This window comes from Streptomyces niveiscabiei (genome assembly GCF_001419795.1).
In the GTDB taxonomy this organism is placed as follows: domain Bacteria; phylum Actinomycetota; class Actinomycetes; order Streptomycetales; family Streptomycetaceae; genus Streptomyces; species Streptomyces niveiscabiei.
In genome coordinates, this window is record NZ_LIRL01000851.1 from 1 (window position 1) to 15,437 (window position 15,437).

A 15,437-nucleotide genomic window follows, 5' to 3' on the forward strand; every position below is an offset into this window, starting at 1 on the left:
GGCGGCGGGGGCGAGGAAACTACTGGCGTACCCCCCAGCCCCGCTCCCGCAGAGCCGCCGCCAACACCGGCGCAGCCTTCGGCTCCACCATCAACTGCACCAACCCGGCCTGCTGCCCCGTCGCATGCTCGATCCGCACATCCTCGACATTCACTCCAGCCCTCCCCGCATCCGCGAAGATCCGAGCCAACTGCCCCGGCTGATCATCGATGAGCACGGCAACCACCTCGTACACCCGATGCGCAGCACCATGCTTCCCCGGCACCCGAACCTGCCCCGCGTTCCCCCGCCGCAACACATCCTCGATCCCGGCCACCCCCACCTTCCGCTGATCGACATCCCCGGACTCCACGGCCCGCAACGCCCGCACGGTCTCATCGAGATCCGCGGCGACATCGGACAGCAACTCGGCCACAGGCCCAGGATTCGCGGACAGGATGTCGATCCACATCCGAGGATCGGACGCGGCGATCCGCGTGACATCCCGAATCCCCCCACCGGACAACCGCACGGCGGACTCCTCCGCATGCTCCAGCCGAGCAGCGACAAGGCTGGACACGATGTGCGGCATGTGGGAGACGAGCGCGACGGCCCGATCGTGGGCGTCGGCGTCCATGACGACAGGCACGGCCCGGCAGTGGGAGACCAGCTCCAGCGCGAGATTGAGCACCTCGGTCTCGGTGTCCCGCGTAGGCGTCAGCACCCAGGGCCGCCCCTCGAACAACTCCGCGGAAGCGGCAAGGGGCCCGGACTTCTCCCGCCCGGACATGGGATGCGTCCCGAGGTACCGGGAGAGATCGACCCCGGCGGCCTCCAGCTCCCGCCGAGGCCCGCCCTTGACACTGGCGACGTCGAGATACCCGTACGCGACCCCGCGCCGCATGGCATCCGCGAGCACGCGGGCGACATGAGCGGGCGGCGCCGCGACGACGGCGAGATCGACGGCCCCGTCGGGAGCCTCGTCGGTCCCGGCCCCGAGCGCGGCGGCGGTCCGGGCCTGCTCCGGATCATGATCGGCGAGATGGACGACGACCCCCCGCTGCGCGAGGGCCAGGGCGACGGACGTCCCGATGAGCCCGGTCCCGATGACGAGCGCGGTCCTCACTGGGCGATGTCCTTCCGCAGCCCGGCGGCGGCACCGAGGTAGACGTGGGCGATATCGGCCCGCGCACGCGCGGACTCGACGTGCGCGAGCAGCCGTACGACGCGGGGCATGGCCCCGGTGATGTCGAGTTCCTGCGCGCAGATCAGGGGAACGTCGACGATCCCGATCTTGCGCGCGGCGGCGGCCGGGAAGTCGCTGTGCAGATCGGGCGTCGCCGTGAACCAGATGCTGATCAGATCGTCGACGGCGAGATCGTTGCGCTCCATGACGGCCGTCAGCAGCTCCCCGACCCGCCGTTCCATCTCCCCGGCGTCGTCCTCGTCCAACTGGACGGCCCCCCGGACCGCTCGTACCGCCACGCCACCGCTCCTCGCTGTTCCCGTACACCGCACCTCTGGACCACCCAGCGTAATCAGCCCCACTGACATCGGCGCGCCCGCCCGCCCCCTGAGACGGCCGACGCCTTTGTGCCACTCCGTCCGGGTTCCTTCTCGTTGCCGCCCGTCGGTGCCAGGATGACGCGCATGACGCTCCCCGCGACCCGCCGAACGGTCCTCCTGACGTCCCTGATGACGACGAGCGCGGTGGCGCTCACGGCAGCCTGTGGCGGCTCCGACGACGACAAGGACAGCTCCTCCTCGGGCGGTACGCCGGGGACGACGGACCTCGCGAAGACCTCCGACATCCCGGTGGGCGGCGGCAAGGTCTTCACGGACCAGAAGGTCGTGGTGACGCAGCCGGTGAAGGGCGAGTTCAAGGCGTTCTCGGCGGTCTGCACGCACCAGGGCTGCACGGTGGCCAAGGTCGCGGACGGCACGATCGACTGCCCCTGCCACCAGAGCAGGTTCGGCATCGCGGACGGCGCGGTGAAGGGCGGCCCGGCCCCGCGCCCACTGCCCGCGAAGGAGATCACGGTGAAGGGCGACACGATCACCCTGGTGTGAGCACTGCGCACACCCCGCGCGCGTGAGAGGCCCCAAAAGCCCCCCAAGAAGCCCCTCAAAAAGCCCCCTCACGCGCGCGCCTCACCCGCGCACAACCGCCCTCACTCGTCCCACAACGCCCCCAGCGTCACCAGCTCGCTCCCGTACTCGATCCGGTCCGCCCACTCGGTCGGCCACGCGTCGATCCCCAGCCAGGCCCCCGCGAACGCCCCGGTCAGACAGGCGATCGAGTCGGAGTCCCCGGAGGAGCAGGCGGCCCGGCGCAGCGCGGTGACCGGCTCCTCGGGGAACAGCAGGAAGCAGTACAGCCCCGTGGCCAGCGCCTCCTCGGCGATCCACCCGGCACCGGTCGCGAGACACGGATCGGCCTCCGGGTCGGGAGCCCGCAGAGCCGCCTCCAGCCGGTCCAGAACGGCGAGGCACTCGTCCCACCCGCGTGAGATGAAGTGCTCGGGGTTGGGGTCCTGGCTCCGCGTCCACAGGTCCCCCAGCCAGTCCTGCCGGTACCGGGACCGGTTCGCCAGCGCGTACGCGCGCAGGAGCCCGATCAGCTCGGACGGCCCGCTCCCGTGCGCGAGGAGCCGTACCGCGTGCGCGGTGAGGTCGGAGGCGGCGAGCCCGGTGGGGTGGCCGTGGGTGAGCGCGGCCTGGAGCTGGGCGGCGCCCGCGCGCTGTTCGTCGCTGAGCGCGGGCGCGAGCCCGATGGGCGCGACACGCATGTTGGCGCCGCACCCCTTGGAGTCGATCTGGCTGGCGTCCTGCCAGCGCCGGCCGGGGTCGTCGAGCAGCTCGCAGGCCCTCAGGCAGGTCCCGCCGGGCGCGCGGTTGTTCTCCGGGGAGTGGTACCACTTCACGAACTCCTCGCGCACCGACCGCTCCATCCCCTGCGGCCCGAGCACTCCCCGGTCCCGCGCGGACCGCAGCCCGCGCGCGAGGGCCAGTGTCATCTGGGTGTCGTCGGAGACGATCGCCCGCGCGGGCAGCGGCATCTGCCGCCAGGGCCCGAACTTGGCGACGATCTGGGGGACGTCGTTGAACTCGGTGGGGAAGCCGAGCGCGTCCCCCAGCGCCAGCCCCATCAGGGCCCCGGAGGCGGCGCGCTTGTGCACGGTGAAACTCATGAGGGGCGTCCTTCTGTGGAGGGCCGGACGAGCGGCGGGTGGAGAGCGGTGGCCGTCCCCGCGCGGTAGAGGGCGGCGGGTTTGCCGCGCCCTCCGGTGAGCCGGGCGCCCGCGCGGGCCGGTTCGACGAAGCCGGGTGTGGCGAGGACCTTGCGGCGGAAGTTGGGCCGGTCGAGGCAGGTGCCCCAGACGGTCTCGTAGACGCGTTGCAGCTCGCCGAGGGTGAACTCGGGCGGGCAGAACGCGGTGGCGAGGCACGTGTACTCGAACTTGGCGCCCACGCGTGCGCGCGCGTCGGCGAGGATGCGGTCGTGGTCGAAGGCGAGCGGCCCGGCCTCGTCGTACGGCGTCCAGCGGGCCTGTGCGGCGTCGCCGCCGCCGTGCGGTTCGGGGCCGTCGGGGACGAGGGCGGCGAAGGCGACGGAGACGACGCGCATGCGGGGGTCGCGGCCGGGGTCGCTGTAGGTGCGCAGCTGTTCCAGGTGGAGGCCGGCCGCGTCGGTGAGGCCGGTCTCCTCGGCGAGTTCGCGCCGGGCGGCGTCCTCGGCGGACTCCTCGGGCAGGACGAACCCGCCGGGCAGGGCCCACTGTCCGGCGTACGGCTCCCGGCCGCGTTCGACGAGCAGGACGTGCAGGGCGCCCGCGCGCAGGGTGAACACCGCGAGGTCGACGGTCACGGCGAAGGGTTCGTACGCGTGCTTGTCGTAGCCGTCCACCGTCGCCCCCCGCCTTTATGGTCACTCCGACCATAAGCAGCGCGTCCGGCGGCGGACAAGACCCCGGCCGCGACCGGCACCAGCCCTCCACAGAACCTCCGAAAGCCCTCAGCGCCTCCAGGAGCCCTTTTTGGGAACGCAACGACGGCCGATCCCGGAGAACCCGGGATCGGCCGTCACAGAGCCGTACAGCCGCCTTCTAGAGGTCGACCTCCTGCATCAGCATGCCCACCTCGGTGTTCGACAGCCGCCGCAGCCAGCCCGACTTCTGGTCGCCGAGGGTGATCGGGCCGAAGGCGACCCGCACCAGCTTGTCCACCGGGAAGCCCGCCTCGGCGAGCATGCGCCGCACGATGTGCTTGCGGCCCTCGTGGAGGGTCACCTCGACCAGGTAGTTCTTGCCGGTCTGCTCGACGACCCGGAAGTGGTCCGCGCGCGCGTACCCGTCCTCCAGCTGGATGCCGTCCTTCAGCCGCTTGCCCAGGTCGCGCGGGATCGGGCCGACGATGTGCGCGAGGTAGACCTTCTTCACGCCGTACCGGGGGTGCGTCAGGCGGTGCGCCAGCTCGCCGTGGTTGGTGAGCAGGATGACGCCCTCGGTCTCCGTGTCGAGCCGCCCCACGTGGAACAGGCGCGTCTCACGGTTGGTGACGTAGTCGCCGAGGCACTGCCGGCCCTCGTTGTCCTCCATCGTGGAGACGACCCCGGCGGGCTTGTTCAGCGAGAAGAACTGGTACGACTGCGTCGCGACCGTCAGCCCGTCGACACGCACCTCGTCCTTCTCGGGGTCGACGCGCTTGCCCTGCTCCAGGACGATCTCGCCGTTGACCTCCACGCGCGCCTGCTCGATCAGCTCCTCGCAGGCCCGCCGCGAGCCGTAGCCCGCGCGCGCGAGGACCTTCTGCAACCGCTCGCCCTCCTGCTCGGCGCCCGGGAAGGTCTTGGGGAGCTTCACGTCCTTCTTGCCCGCGTACCGCTCCCGGTTGCGCTCCTCCGCGCGCGCGTCGTACTCGCGCGAGGTCGCCGGCGCCCAGCGCCCGCGCCCGCTGCTGCCCGGGGACTGCTTCGGGCCGCCCTTGGCGCCGCCGCGCGCGGAAGCCCCGCGCCCGGACCTGGGGCCCTCCGGGGAGGCGCCGGGGCCCACGTCGTAGCGCCGCTCCTCGGGGCGGGGCTTCTTCGGCCGGCCGCCCTGGTTGTCGTCGCGGTTGTTGCCGGCGCCGCGGTAGTTGCCGCGGCCCCCGCTGTTCCCGCCGCGGCCGCCGCTGTTGCCACCACGGCTCCCGCCGTTGTTTCCGCTGCTGTTCCTGCCGCTGCTGCTTCGCATCAAAGTTCCGTCTTGTCGTCTTCCTCGGTATCCGGAGCGTCCGGATCGAACGACGGGACCCCTTCCAGCGTCTCGGCCTCGATCGCCTCCGCCTCCGGGAGGAAGGGCGCGAGTTCCGGAAGCTCGTCCAGACCGCGCAGGCCCATCCGCTCCAGGAAGTAGTTCGTCGTCCCATACAGGATCGCACCTGTTTCGGGTTCCGTGCCCGTCTCCTCGACCAGGCCCCGCTGGAGCAGGGTGCGCATCACGCCGTCGCAGTTCACTCCGCGCACCGCGGAGACGCGGCTGCGGCTGACCGGCTGGCGGTAGGCGACGACGGCGAGGGTCTCCAGCGCCGCCTGGGTGAGACGGGCCTGCTGGCCGTCCAGGACGAAGCTCTCGACGGCCGCCGAGTAGGCGGGCCGCGTGTAGTAGCGCCAGCCTCCGGCGACGGCCCTCAGCTCGAAGCCCCTGCCCTGCGCCGTGTACTCGTCCGCCAGCTCCCTGAGCGCGTCCGCGACCTGCCGCCGGGGCCGCTGGAGGAGCTTGGCGAGGTGCTCCTCGGTCGCCGGTTCGTCGACGACCATCAGGACGGCCTCCAGGGCGGGCTTGAGGTCCAGCTCAGCGACGGCCTCGCTCACGTCTTCTCCTCCTCGGTCGGCCGGTCGAACTCGTCCGTCACCGCGGCGGTCGCGTCACCGCCGGTCCACCGCACGAGCAGGTCCCCGAGCGCCGTCTCCTGGTCCAGCTCGACCGCCTTGTCCCGGTACAGCTCCAGCAGCGCGAGGAACCGGGCGACGACGGTGAGCGTGTCCTCGGTGTCCTCGACGAGCACCCGGAAGCTGGCCTCGCCGAGTTCCCTGAGCCGCGCGACGACGACCAGCGCCTGTTCCTGCACGCTCACGAGCGGCGCGTGGATGTGATCGACGTACACCTGGGGCTTCGGCTTGGGCTGCATCGCCTTCACGGCGAGCCTGGCGAATCCTTCCGCCCCGATGCTGATCACGACCTCGGGCAGCAGCTCGGCGTGGTGCGCTTCGAGCCCGACGGTACGGGGGTAGCGGCGCCCCTCGACCTCGAGCCGGTGGTTGAGGATGTCGGCGATCTGCTTGTACGCCCGGTACTGCAACAGCCGCGCGAACAGCAGGTCCCGCGCTTCGAGGAGCGCGAGGTCGGCCTCGTCCTCGACCTCGGCGGCGGGCAGCAGCCGCGCGGCCTTGAGGTCGAGGAGCGTCGCGGCGACGACGAGGAACTCGGTCGTCTGGTCGAGGTCCCAGTCCGGCCCCATCGCCCTGATGTGCGCCATGAACTCGTCGGTGACCTTGGACAGCGCGACTTCGGTGACGTCCAGCTTGTGCTTGGCGATCAGCTGGAGCAGCAGGTCGAAGGGGCCTTCGAAGTTGGTGAGCCGGACCTTGAAGACCCCGTCGGGAACCGCCTCTTCACGAACCTCGGCCTCGACGGGGACCGGCGCCTCTGCGGGAACCGGCGGTTGTTCCCCGGCCCCCGGCCCCCGACCCAGTGCGCGTCGGCGGCCGGCCGGGGCACCGGTGGCAGAAGACGTGTCGTACGAGGTCATAGCCCCCGAAGGTACCCCTACCGCCCCCGCAACCGGCGTACGAGGATGCTCGCGTCACCGCGGGACTCCAGGTCGGCGAGGACGACGGCGACCGCTTCGCGGACGATGCGGCCCCGGTCGACGGCGAGGCCGTGTTCGCCGCGGAGCACCAGGCGGGCGTGCTCCAGGTCCATGAGTTCCTCGGCGGAGACGTACACGGTGATCTTCTCGTCGTGCCGTTCGCGCCCGGAGGGGCGGCGGGCGGCGGCGCGGCCCCGTTTGCGGGGCTCGGCGTCGGCGGGAGCGGCGGGGTTGGCAGAACCTTCCTGCGCCCGCCGCACACGGCCGTCGCCCCTGCTGCGGGACTCGCCGCCGTCGCCCTGGCCGGCGTCGGCGGCGACGTGTTCGGCCCCGTCGCCGTCCCCGCCCTGCGCGGGTACGGCCGGTGGCGCGTCCTCGGCGGACACACCGCCGTTCGCCCCCTCGCTCTCACCCGCCTGCCCCGGCACCCGGCCCTCGCCGGGCCGCCGGGGAGTGGACGGCTGGAGCGCCGTTCCCCCTGTCGTGCGGAAGAGTTCGTCGGCCCCCGGCAGACTCACTCGGCGTGACACCGGGCGAGCACCTCCCTGGCGAGCTGGCGGTAGGCGGCGGCGCCGACGGAGTTGGACGCGTACGTGGTGATCGGCTCGCCCGCGACCGTGGTCTCCGGGAAGCGGACGGTCCGGCCGATCACCGTGTGGTAGACGTGGTCGTCGAACGCCTCGACGACCCGCGCGAGCACCTCGCGGCTGTGGACGGTCCGCGAGTCGTACATCGTCGCGAGGATGCCGTCGAGCTCCAGCTCGGGATTCAGGCGCTCCTGGACCTTCTCGATGGTCTCGGTGAGCAGCGCGACCCCGCGCAGCGCGAAGAACTCGCACTCCAGCGGGACGATCACCTTGTGGGCGGCCGTGAGCGCGTTCACCGTGAGCAGGCCGAGCGAGGGCTGACAGTCGATGACGATGTAGTCGTAGTCGTCCATCAGCGGCTTCAGCGCCCGCTGGAGGGTCGACTCGCGCGCGACCTCGGAGACCAGCTGGACCTCGGCCGCCGAGAGGTCGATGTTGCTCGGCAGCAGGTCCATGTTGGGGACCGCGGTCTTCAGCAGGACCTCGTCGGCCGACATGCCCCGCTCCATGAGCAGGTTGTAGACCGTGAGGTCGAGCTCCATGGGGTTGACGCCGAGACCCACCGACAGCGCGCCCTGCGGGTCGAAGTCCACGAGCAGCACCCGTCGGCCGTACTCCGCGAGGGCGGCACCCAGGTTGATGGTCGACGTGGTCTTGCCCACGCCGCCCTTCTGGTTGCACATCGCGATGATCGTCGCGGGCCCGTGATCGGTCAGCGGGCCCGGGATCGGGAAGTACGGCAGCGGACGCCCGGTCGGGCCGATGCGCTCGCGACGCTGGCGTGCGGCGTCGGGCGCGAGCGTGGCCGCGTACTCGGGGTCGGGCTCGTATTCGGCGTCGGGGTCGTAGAAGTGCCCGTCGGGCAGTTCGTCGTAGTCGGCGAAGTGGTTGTGGGGCGCGCCACTTCCGTCGCCGGCCATGGCGTTCACGTGATGGCCATCCATGCTCTGGTCTGCTGTCCGCAGGGTCTGCGGACTCTGGTGGGCTGCGAAGGTGCGCACAGCGACGGAGCCGACAGCCTCGGTTCCCTCAGGGCTCCGGCCCCGGACAGGCGTTCCTGCTCGACCACCCCCGGGAGAAAATGTCGACTCATTCACAAGTCGTCTTACCTCCTTGGTGACCAGGGGATTTCTGGACAGGTCAGCGTGGCACCATGCCGACGGTTGGCGACTCTATGGCGTGTCGGCCGTTCGCAGCAACACAATCCGCCGGACCCGGCCGGATGTGTCGGCAAAGAAACATGACGCTGTCAAGGGCGTACGGCCGTCGCACAGCAGGTTTCACCGGTGTGCGAATCGGTCGAAGGGTTACGTTCGCGGCGAGTTGACCGAGCATCGCAAAGTGACCATACACACATTGGGCCGGACCTTATGGACAAGGCCCGGCCTGCTGTGCGTCGTTGACGCTCCTTGTTGACGTATCGCCTTTATGAAAAGGTGACTTGGCCACGCCCGATGGGGCGGGCCGCTCACCCCAGCAGCGACGTCAGTTCGACGTGCTCGAGGCCGTGCGCCTCGGCGACCTCGCGGTAGACGACCTTGCCGTCATGGGTGTTGAGCCCCTTGGCGAGCGCGGGATCGCGCCGCAGCGCCTCGGCCCAGCCGTGGTCGGCGAGTTCGACGATGTACGGCAGGGTCGCGTTGGTGAGCGCGTACGTCGAGGTGTTGGGGACCGCGCCGGGCATGTTGGCGACGCAGTAGAACACCGACTCGTGGACGGTGAACGTAGGTTCGGCGTGGGTCGTCGGACGCGAGTCCTCGAAGCAGCCGCCTTGATCGATCGCGATGTCGACAAGGACACTTCCGGGCTTCATGCGGGCCACCAGCTCGTTGGTGACCAGCTTCGGCGCCTTCGCGCCCGGGATGAGGACGGCACCGACGACGAGGTCGGCGTCCAGGACGGCCTTCTCCAGCTCGAAGGAGTTGGACATGATGGCCCGCACCCGCGTGCCGAACACCTTGTCGGCCTCGCGGAGTTTGTTGATGTCCTTGTCCAGCAGCGTGACGTGGAAGCCGAGTCCGATCGCGATCTGCGTCGCGTTCCAGCCGGAGACCCCGCCGCCGATGACGACCGCCTTGGCGGGCTGGGTGCCCGGCACCCCGCCGGGCAGGACCCCGCGCCCGCCGGCCGAGCGCATCAGGTGGTAGGCGCCGACCTGGGGCGCGAGCCGCCCCGCCACTTCGGACATCGGTGCGAGCAACGGCAGTGCGCGGCCCGGGAGTTCGACCGTCTCGTAGGCGATCGCGGTGGTGCCGGAGGCGACGAGCGCGTCCGTGCACTCCTTGGACGCGGCCAGGTGCAGGTAGGTGAAGAGCGTCTGGTCCTTGCGCAGCCGGTGGTACTCCTCGGCGACCGGCTCCTTGACCTTGAGCAGCAGATCGGCGGCGCCCCACACCTCGTCCGCCGTCTCCAGGATCGCGGCGCCCGCCGCGACGTACTCCTCGTCCGGGATCGAGGACCCCACCCCGGCGCCGCGCTCGATGACGACCTCGTGGCCGTGGCGCACCAGTTCGTGCACGCCGGCGGGGGTGATGGCCACCCGGAACTCGTTGTTCTTGACCTCGCGGGGGATGCCGACCTTCACGTCGATCACGGTCCTCGACTCAAGGGACGTATACGTATGCGTATACCGGGATATGTCGCACTGGTGGCGCGACAGAGCCAGTCTAATGAAGGCGTTCCCGGTGTCCAGCCTTTCAAAGCATCAATCTTCGGCCGATGTGCCACGGATTTCGTAGGCGTTGCTTCCGTGTTCCCCCTCGGATTCAGGCCCGGGGCGGTCCCCGGCCAGCATCCGGTCGGCCGCCGCGCGGTGCACCCGGGCCGCCGCCGGGTCGCCGAGGTGCTCCAGGGTGTCGGCGAGGCGCAGGTGGAGCGCGGCCTGCAACCGCTCGTCCGCCGCGCGCCGCGCCCACTCCACCGCCTCCTGGCAGGTCCGCAGCGACTCCTCCGGCCGGCCCGCGTACTCCTGGACCCGCGCCAGTTCGCTGAGCGCCCGCGCGTGCGCCCCCACGTCCCCGTTCTTCCGGTGCCCGGCGGCCGACGCCCGCCACGCCCGCTGCGCCTCCCCGTACCGGCCGGCGTAGGTCTGCGCGGTGGCGATACGGCCGTACAGGCGCGCGGCGTCGGCGCGTTCGTCCCGGGCGAGCCGCTGGGCGAGGGCGCGGCCGTACCAGTCGGCGGCCCGCTCGTAGTCCCCGAGTTCGAGGTGCGCGCCGCCGATCGACTCCATGGCCCGGCCGGTCGCATACGGGTCGCCCGCCTCGCGCCCGGCGTCGAGGGCGGCCCGGTAGCGGGTCAGCGCCTCCTCGGTGCGGCCGGTGCTCGCGTCGACGTCGGCGAGGTTCAGCAGGGCCGCGGCGCGCTCGCGCGGGAGGTCGCGGCGTTCGGCGACGTCGAGGACGAGGCGGTGGACGCCGTACAGGTCGGGGGCGGCGGCCCGGGTGCCGAAGTGGGCGACCATCGCGCGCACGAACTGGGACATCAACCGGCGTGCCAGGGTGTCGAGTTCACCGTCCGCGACCGCGAGGCGGGCGGAGGCCAGCAGGGCCGGGCGGCGCAGCCGCAGCCAGTCGCCGGCCGCCCGCCGGCTGGAGAAGCGCAGGGCGCGCGGGAGGCCCTGGAGGCGGGCGCGGGCCTGCGGGTTCTCCGGTTCGGTGATCGCGCGGCAGGACTGGAGGAGGCGGACCGTGCGCTCCAGCATGCGGGCGCGGGCGAGGTGCAGTTCGGCCGGGCGGTCGTGCGTCTCGGCGGCGGCCTTCAGCAGGGGGTACAGGCAGCCGGGCACCTCGTACTGCGGGATCGGCGAGTCCACCGCGTGCAGCAGGCCCTGCGCGGTCAGGTCGTCCAGGGTGGTGCGGGCGGCGCCGATCGAGCAGCCGGCCAGCGCCGAGGCGGTGTGCGGGTCGACGAGCCCGGCGGGGGCCAGGCTCAGCAGTCGCAGTATCCGCGCGGCCTGCGCCGGCAGTCCCGCGTGCACGAGCCGGAAGACCCGGCTGAGCGGCGTCCCCTCGTCCCCCTCGGCGCGCAGGTGCTTGGCGAGGTCGGCGACGGCCGCCGTGGGCCGCGCGGCCAGCCATCCCCCGGCCAGCACCAGCGCGGCGGGCTGCCCCTGGCACACCTCGACGAGCCCCTCCGCCGAGCGCGGGTCGACGGTCACCCGCACCGACCCGGTCGACCGGGTCAGCAGCTCCAGCGCCGACTTGGTGTCCAGCCCGCCCAGCGTGCACGGCCGCACATCGGCGATCCCGGTCAGCGGCCCCCCGGACACGGCGACGACCAGGCACTCCGGGTTGTCCGGCAGCAGCGCGTCCACGTGTTCGGCACCCGGCGCGTCGTCGAGCAGCAGCAGCGTACGGCGCTCGGCGAGCGCGTCCCGCAGCAGCGCGGAGAGGTCGTCCTGGTCGGCCCCGGCGGGCGCCTCGACGTCCAGCTCGGCCAGCAGGTCGCGGGCGGCCCGCTCGACGGGCACGGGCGTGCCGTCCGGCTCGGCGAGCCGTACCCGCAGGACGCCGTCCCGGTAGGGGCCGGCGACCTGGCGGACGAGTTCCTCGGCGAGCGCGCTGCGGCCGGACCCCGGCCGGCCGGCGATCAGCAGCACCCGCGCGCGGGGCGACTTCTTGCCGACCAGGGTGTCCAGGCCGACGCGCTCGATGTCGGCCCGCAGCTCCTTCAACTCCCTGGTACGGCCCAGGAATTGGCCCTCCGTCGCAGCGTGGCCCGACAGCACCGCGCCGTCCGTCTCCACTGCCTGATCCGCCACGGGCCACGCTCCCGTCTCACACACGCGCAACACCGGCACGCACTCTCGGCTCACTCCACGGGAGCCTAGTTCACGCTCTGCAACCTTCCTCGCGGAGCGCGGCCATGACGGCCCCCCAGGTCCCCTGATCGGATCAGCCGATGGTCACACCGGGAACGTGAACCTCTGAGGGAGCGCGAAACGATCACGCAGGGTTCACGTTTGCGCCAGAAACGGTCGAACGCCGGACCCTCACGCCTCGAACGGCCGCGCGGGCCAGGCCGCCTCAGCCGGACGCAGCGCCGAGAGACCGTCCCCGGCGCGCGCCGCCGCCAGCGACAGCACCCCCACCACCAGACAGTTGTTGTGCAGCTCCCCCGCGAGGATCCCCCGCACCAGCTCGGCGACCGGCACGCGCGCGTACTCCATGTCCGCCTCCTCGTCCTCCACCTCGAAGCGCTGCCCCTCCGCCTCCGAGAGGCCCTGCGCGAGGAAGACGCGCACGGCCTCGTCGCAGCCGCCGGGCGTGGTGTAGACGTCGGTGAGGACGTGCCAGCTCTCCGCCTTGACGTGCGCCTCCTCGTACAGCTCGCGCTGCGCCGCGTGCAGCGGGTTCTCGCCGGGGACGTCGAGGAGGCCGGCCGGGATCTCCCAGAGCTTCTCGCGCACGGGGTGGCGGTACTGCTTGATCAGCAGTACCCGGTCCTCGTCGTCGAGGGCGAGGACGGCGACCGAGCCGGGGTGGACCTGGTAGTCGCGGCGGACGACCGAGCCGTCGGGCATGACCACGTCGTCGGTGCGCACGGAGGTCTTCTTGCCGACGAAGGGAGTGTCCGTCGCGCGGACCTCCCACTCCTGCGGGGTGTCCTTGATCGTCATTGCTCTTGCCTCTCCGACGTGCGCAAACGAAAACCGGGGCGCTCCCGTTGAGAGGGAGACACCCCGGCCACCGTACAAGCCGGTGTGCTACTTCGAACTCTTGCGTTCCACCGAGGCCTTCACGAGGCCGGCGAACAGCGGGTGCGGGCGCGTCGGGCGCGAGCGCAGCTCCGGGTGCGCCTGCGTGGCGACCAGGTAGGGGTGGACCTCGCGCGGGTACTCGACGTACTCGACGAGCTTGCCGTCCGGGGACGTGCCCGAGAACTGGATGCCGGCCTTCTTCTCCAGCTCCGCGCGGTAGGAGTTGTTGACCTCGTAGCGGTGGCGGTGCCGCTCCTCGACGTACTCCTTGCCGTCGTACACCTCGCGGACGATGGAGCCCTCGGCGAGCTTCGCCGGGTACATGCCGAGCCGCATCGTGCCGCCCATGTCGCCCTCGCCGGCGACGATGTCGAGCTGCTCGGCCATGGTCGAGATGACCGGGTGGGCCGTGGCCGCGTCGAACTCGGTGGAGTTGGCGTCCGGGATGTCCGCGAGGTTGCGGGCCGCCTCGATGACGATGCACTGGAGACCCAGGCACAGGCCCAGCAGCGGCACCTTGTTCTCGCGGGCGTACTTGATCGCGCCGACCTTGCCGAGGACGCCGCGGTCGCCGAAGCCGCCGGGGATGCAGATGCCGTCCACGTCGGCGAGCTGCGCGGCGGCGCCGGCCGGGGTCTTGCAGTCGTCCGAGGTGACCCACTTGATCTTCACGCGGGCCTTGTTGGCGAACCCGCCCGCGCGCAGCGCCTCGGTGACCGAGAGGTAGGCGTCCGGGAGGTCGATGTACTTGCCGACCAGGGCGAGCGTGATCTCGTGGTCGGGGTTGTGGACGCGGTCCAGCAGGTCGTCCCACGTCGTCCAGTCCACGTCGCGGAACGGCAGGTCCAGCTTGCGGACGACGTACGCGTCGAGGCCCTCGCCGTGGACGGTCTTGGGGATGTCGTAGATGGAGCGCGCGTCCGGGCAGGCGACGACGGCGGACTCGTCGACGTCGCACATCAGGGAGATCTTGCGCTTGATCGCGGTCGGCACCTCGCGGTCGCAGCGCAGCACGATCGCGTCGGGCTGGATGCCGATGTTGCGCAGGGCGGCCACGGAGTGCTGGGTGGGCTTGGTCTTCAGCTCGCCGGACGGGCCGATGTACGGAAGGAGCGAGATGTGGACCACGAACACGTTGTCCCGGCCGACCTCGTGGCGGACCTGGCGGACCGTCTCCAGGAACGGCAGCGACTCGATGTCGCCGACCGTGCCGCCGACCTCGGTGATGACGACGTCGACCTCGTCGGTCGCCATGCGGCGGATACGGTGCTTGATCTCGTTGGTGATGTGCGGGATGACCTGCACGGTGTCGCCCAGGTACTCGCCGCGCCGCTCCTTGGCGATCACGGTGTTGTACACCTGGCCGGTGGTGACGTTGGCGCTGCCGTCGAGGTCGCGGTCGAGGAAGCGCTCGTAGTGGCCGATGTCCAGGTCGGTCTCGGCGCCGTCGTTGGTGACGAACACCTCGCCGTGCTGGAAGGGGTTCATCGTGCCGGGGTCGACGTTCAGGTAGGGGTCCAGCTTCTGCATGACCACGCGCAGGCCACGGGCCTTGAGGAGCATGCCGAGGCTGGAGGCGGTCAGGCCCTTGCCGAGCGAAGAGGCGACACCCCCGGTGACGAAGATGTGCTTGGTCGTCGTGGATTTCGGCGTGATGGCCAAGAGGGGGCTCCCGTGGTCGCGGTCTGGGGGTCGCTGCGGTTCGGGGGATTCGTGCCCTCCGCTCCACGGGCTACCAGCGTATCAGCGCCCTGGAGAGATGGCTTCCGGCCACGCTCCGCGCACGCGCCGACACAAGTCTTTGACGAGGATTTCGTGTTCCTTGACGACGCTTTCACCCGCACTCACCCATTCGGCTCAGGCACGTCGGTGAGAGCGGCACACAGATGATCTGCGCGAGTCGTATCCTGCTCAGACACTCGCTGTCGAGTCCCTCCGTGCACCACGGCACACCCCCGCCCATGGACCGGAACAACGAAGGCTCGTCAGCTCGTTGAACAAAAAATGGCGTTTTGCCAGACGGCGGGACGACCGGTTGACTTCATCGTTCAACGACCTGCATTTGGACCGACCCCCTTGACCACAACGCCCCCCTCAGGGGGTGACGTGGCCGTTCGACTGGAGTTGCACGTGGCCGGGCGCATCGAAGACTACGCACTCATCGGAGACATGCAGACCGCCGCACTGGTCTGCCGGGACGGCACAGTCGACTGGCTGTGCCTGCCCCGCTTCGACTCGCACGCCATCTTCGCGGGCCTGCTCGGCACGGAGGATCACGGCTTCTGGCGCCTGGGCCCCGCCCACCCCGCCGAATCCGCTCC

General features: G+C 71.2%; 15 protein-coding genes. 2 read left to right on the forward strand and 13 right to left on the reverse strand.

The genetic code is table 11. The annotated features are described in order from the left end of the window. Window positions 1-19 precede the first annotated feature (19 nt). Together AOK24_RS35320 and aroH are read right to left on the reverse strand one after the other, a co-directional pair. A complete protein-coding gene (locus AOK24_RS35320) occupies window positions 20-1,105 on the reverse strand; it encodes a prephenate dehydrogenase (protein ID WP_055724059.1) in 1,086 nt (361 codons plus the stop codon). Continuing rightward, window positions 1,102-1,464 (reverse strand): chorismate mutase, encoded by a 363-nt coding sequence (aroH, locus tag AOK24_RS35325; protein ID WP_055724060.1) that lies wholly within the window; start codon window positions 1,462-1,464, stop codon window positions 1,102-1,104. The genes AOK24_RS35320 and aroH overlap by 4 nt, the downstream gene beginning before the upstream one ends. 165 nt (window positions 1,465-1,629) lie before the next feature. Here aroH and AOK24_RS35330 point away from each other — a divergent pair, with 165 nt between their 5' ends. Then, a complete protein-coding gene (locus AOK24_RS35330; RefSeq protein WP_055724061.1) occupies window positions 1,630-2,049 on the forward strand; it encodes a Rieske (2Fe-2S) protein in 420 nt (139 codons plus the stop codon). 101 nt (window positions 2,050-2,150) lie between these two features. On the opposite strand, the gene AOK24_RS35335 is transcribed toward AOK24_RS35330, so the two are convergent. The 11 genes from AOK24_RS35335 to AOK24_RS35385 all read right to left on the reverse strand — a co-directional run bounded on the left by AOK24_RS35335 (window position 2,151) and on the right by AOK24_RS35385 (window position 14,772). Further along, on the reverse strand, window positions 2,151-3,170 hold the full coding sequence (locus AOK24_RS35335) for an ADP-ribosylglycohydrolase family protein (protein WP_055724062.1): 1,020 nt from the start codon (window positions 3,168-3,170) through the stop codon (window positions 2,151-2,153). Continuing rightward, complete coding sequence (locus tag AOK24_RS35340) at window positions 3,167-3,886, reverse strand: NUDIX hydrolase (protein WP_055724063.1); 720 nt, start codon at window positions 3,884-3,886, stop codon at window positions 3,167-3,169. The genes AOK24_RS35335 and AOK24_RS35340 overlap by 4 nt, the downstream gene beginning before the upstream one ends. A gap of 199 nt (window positions 3,887-4,085) precedes the next feature. After that, window positions 4,086-5,210 carry a pseudouridine synthase gene (locus AOK24_RS35345; RefSeq protein WP_055724064.1) on the reverse strand — a complete coding sequence of 375 codons (1,125 nt, stop codon included), beginning with the start codon at window positions 5,208-5,210 and terminating at the stop codon, window positions 4,086-4,088. Beyond that, complete coding sequence (scpB, locus tag AOK24_RS35350) at window positions 5,210-5,776, reverse strand: SMC-Scp complex subunit ScpB (protein ID WP_240001682.1); 567 nt, start codon at window positions 5,774-5,776, stop codon at window positions 5,210-5,212. Before scpB ends, AOK24_RS35345 begins: the two co-directional genes overlap by 1 nt. Window positions 5,777-5,826: 50 nt before the next feature. Next, window positions 5,827-6,768, reverse strand: coding sequence for a segregation and condensation protein A (locus tag AOK24_RS35355; protein WP_055724066.1), 942 nt, complete (start codon window positions 6,766-6,768; stop codon window positions 5,827-5,829). A gap of 17 nt (window positions 6,769-6,785) precedes the next feature. Next, the gene (locus tag AOK24_RS35360) at window positions 6,786-7,358 is read right to left on the reverse strand and encodes a hypothetical protein (protein ID WP_079057160.1); all 573 of its coding nucleotides are present in this window, start codon (window positions 7,356-7,358) and stop codon (window positions 6,786-6,788) included. Beyond that, entirely contained in the window at window positions 7,343-8,512 is a 1,170-nt protein-coding gene (locus AOK24_RS35365; protein ID WP_075661776.1) for a ParA family protein, read from the reverse strand. The genes AOK24_RS35360 and AOK24_RS35365 overlap by 16 nt, the downstream gene beginning before the upstream one ends. 371 nt (window positions 8,513-8,883) lie before the next feature. Beyond that, the gene (ald, locus tag AOK24_RS35370) at window positions 8,884-9,999 is read right to left on the reverse strand and encodes an alanine dehydrogenase (RefSeq protein ID WP_107104120.1); all 1,116 of its coding nucleotides are present in this window, start codon (window positions 9,997-9,999) and stop codon (window positions 8,884-8,886) included. A 120-nt stretch (window positions 10,000-10,119) separates the two neighbouring features. Further along, window positions 10,120-12,177, reverse strand: a complete 2,058-nt coding sequence (locus AOK24_RS35375) for a tetratricopeptide repeat protein (RefSeq protein ID WP_055724069.1) — start codon at window positions 12,175-12,177, stop codon at window positions 10,120-10,122. Between the two features lie 231 nt (window positions 12,178-12,408). Next, window positions 12,409-13,035, reverse strand: a complete 627-nt coding sequence (locus AOK24_RS35380) for an NUDIX domain-containing protein (RefSeq protein WP_055724070.1) — start codon at window positions 13,033-13,035, stop codon at window positions 12,409-12,411. Between the two features lie 87 nt (window positions 13,036-13,122). Further along, window positions 13,123-14,772, reverse strand: a complete 1,650-nt coding sequence (locus tag AOK24_RS35385) for a CTP synthase (protein ID WP_055724071.1) — start codon at window positions 14,770-14,772, stop codon at window positions 13,123-13,125. A gap of 450 nt (window positions 14,773-15,222) precedes the next feature. Here AOK24_RS35385 and AOK24_RS35390 point away from each other — a divergent pair. Then, on the forward strand, window positions 15,223-15,437 hold a 215-nt coding region (locus AOK24_RS35390), incomplete at its 3' end, for a trehalase-like domain-containing protein (protein ID WP_240554272.1).

Excerpts from the sequence above, each read along its gene's own strand:
- AOK24_RS35330 (WP_055724061.1), top strand. The coding sequence starts at position 1,630 with ATGACGCTCCCCGCGACCCGCCGAACGGTCCTCCTGACGTCCCTGATG.
- AOK24_RS35335 (WP_055724062.1), bottom strand. The coding sequence starts at position 3,170 with ATGAGTTTCACCGTGCACAAGCGCGCCGCCTCCGGGGCCCTGATGGGG.
- AOK24_RS35345 (WP_055724064.1), bottom strand. The coding sequence starts at position 5,210 with ATGCGAAGCAGCAGCGGCAGGAACAGCAGCGGAAACAACGGCGGGAGC.
- scpB (WP_240001682.1), bottom strand. The coding sequence starts at position 5,776 with ATGGTCGTCGACGAACCGGCGACCGAGGAGCACCTCGCCAAGCTCCTC.
- AOK24_RS35355 (WP_055724066.1), bottom strand. The coding sequence starts at position 6,768 with ATGACCTCGTACGACACGTCTTCTGCCACCGGTGCCCCGGCCGGCCGC.
- AOK24_RS35380 (WP_055724070.1), bottom strand. The coding sequence starts at position 13,035 with ATGACGATCAAGGACACCCCGCAGGAGTGGGAGGTCCGCGCGACGGAC.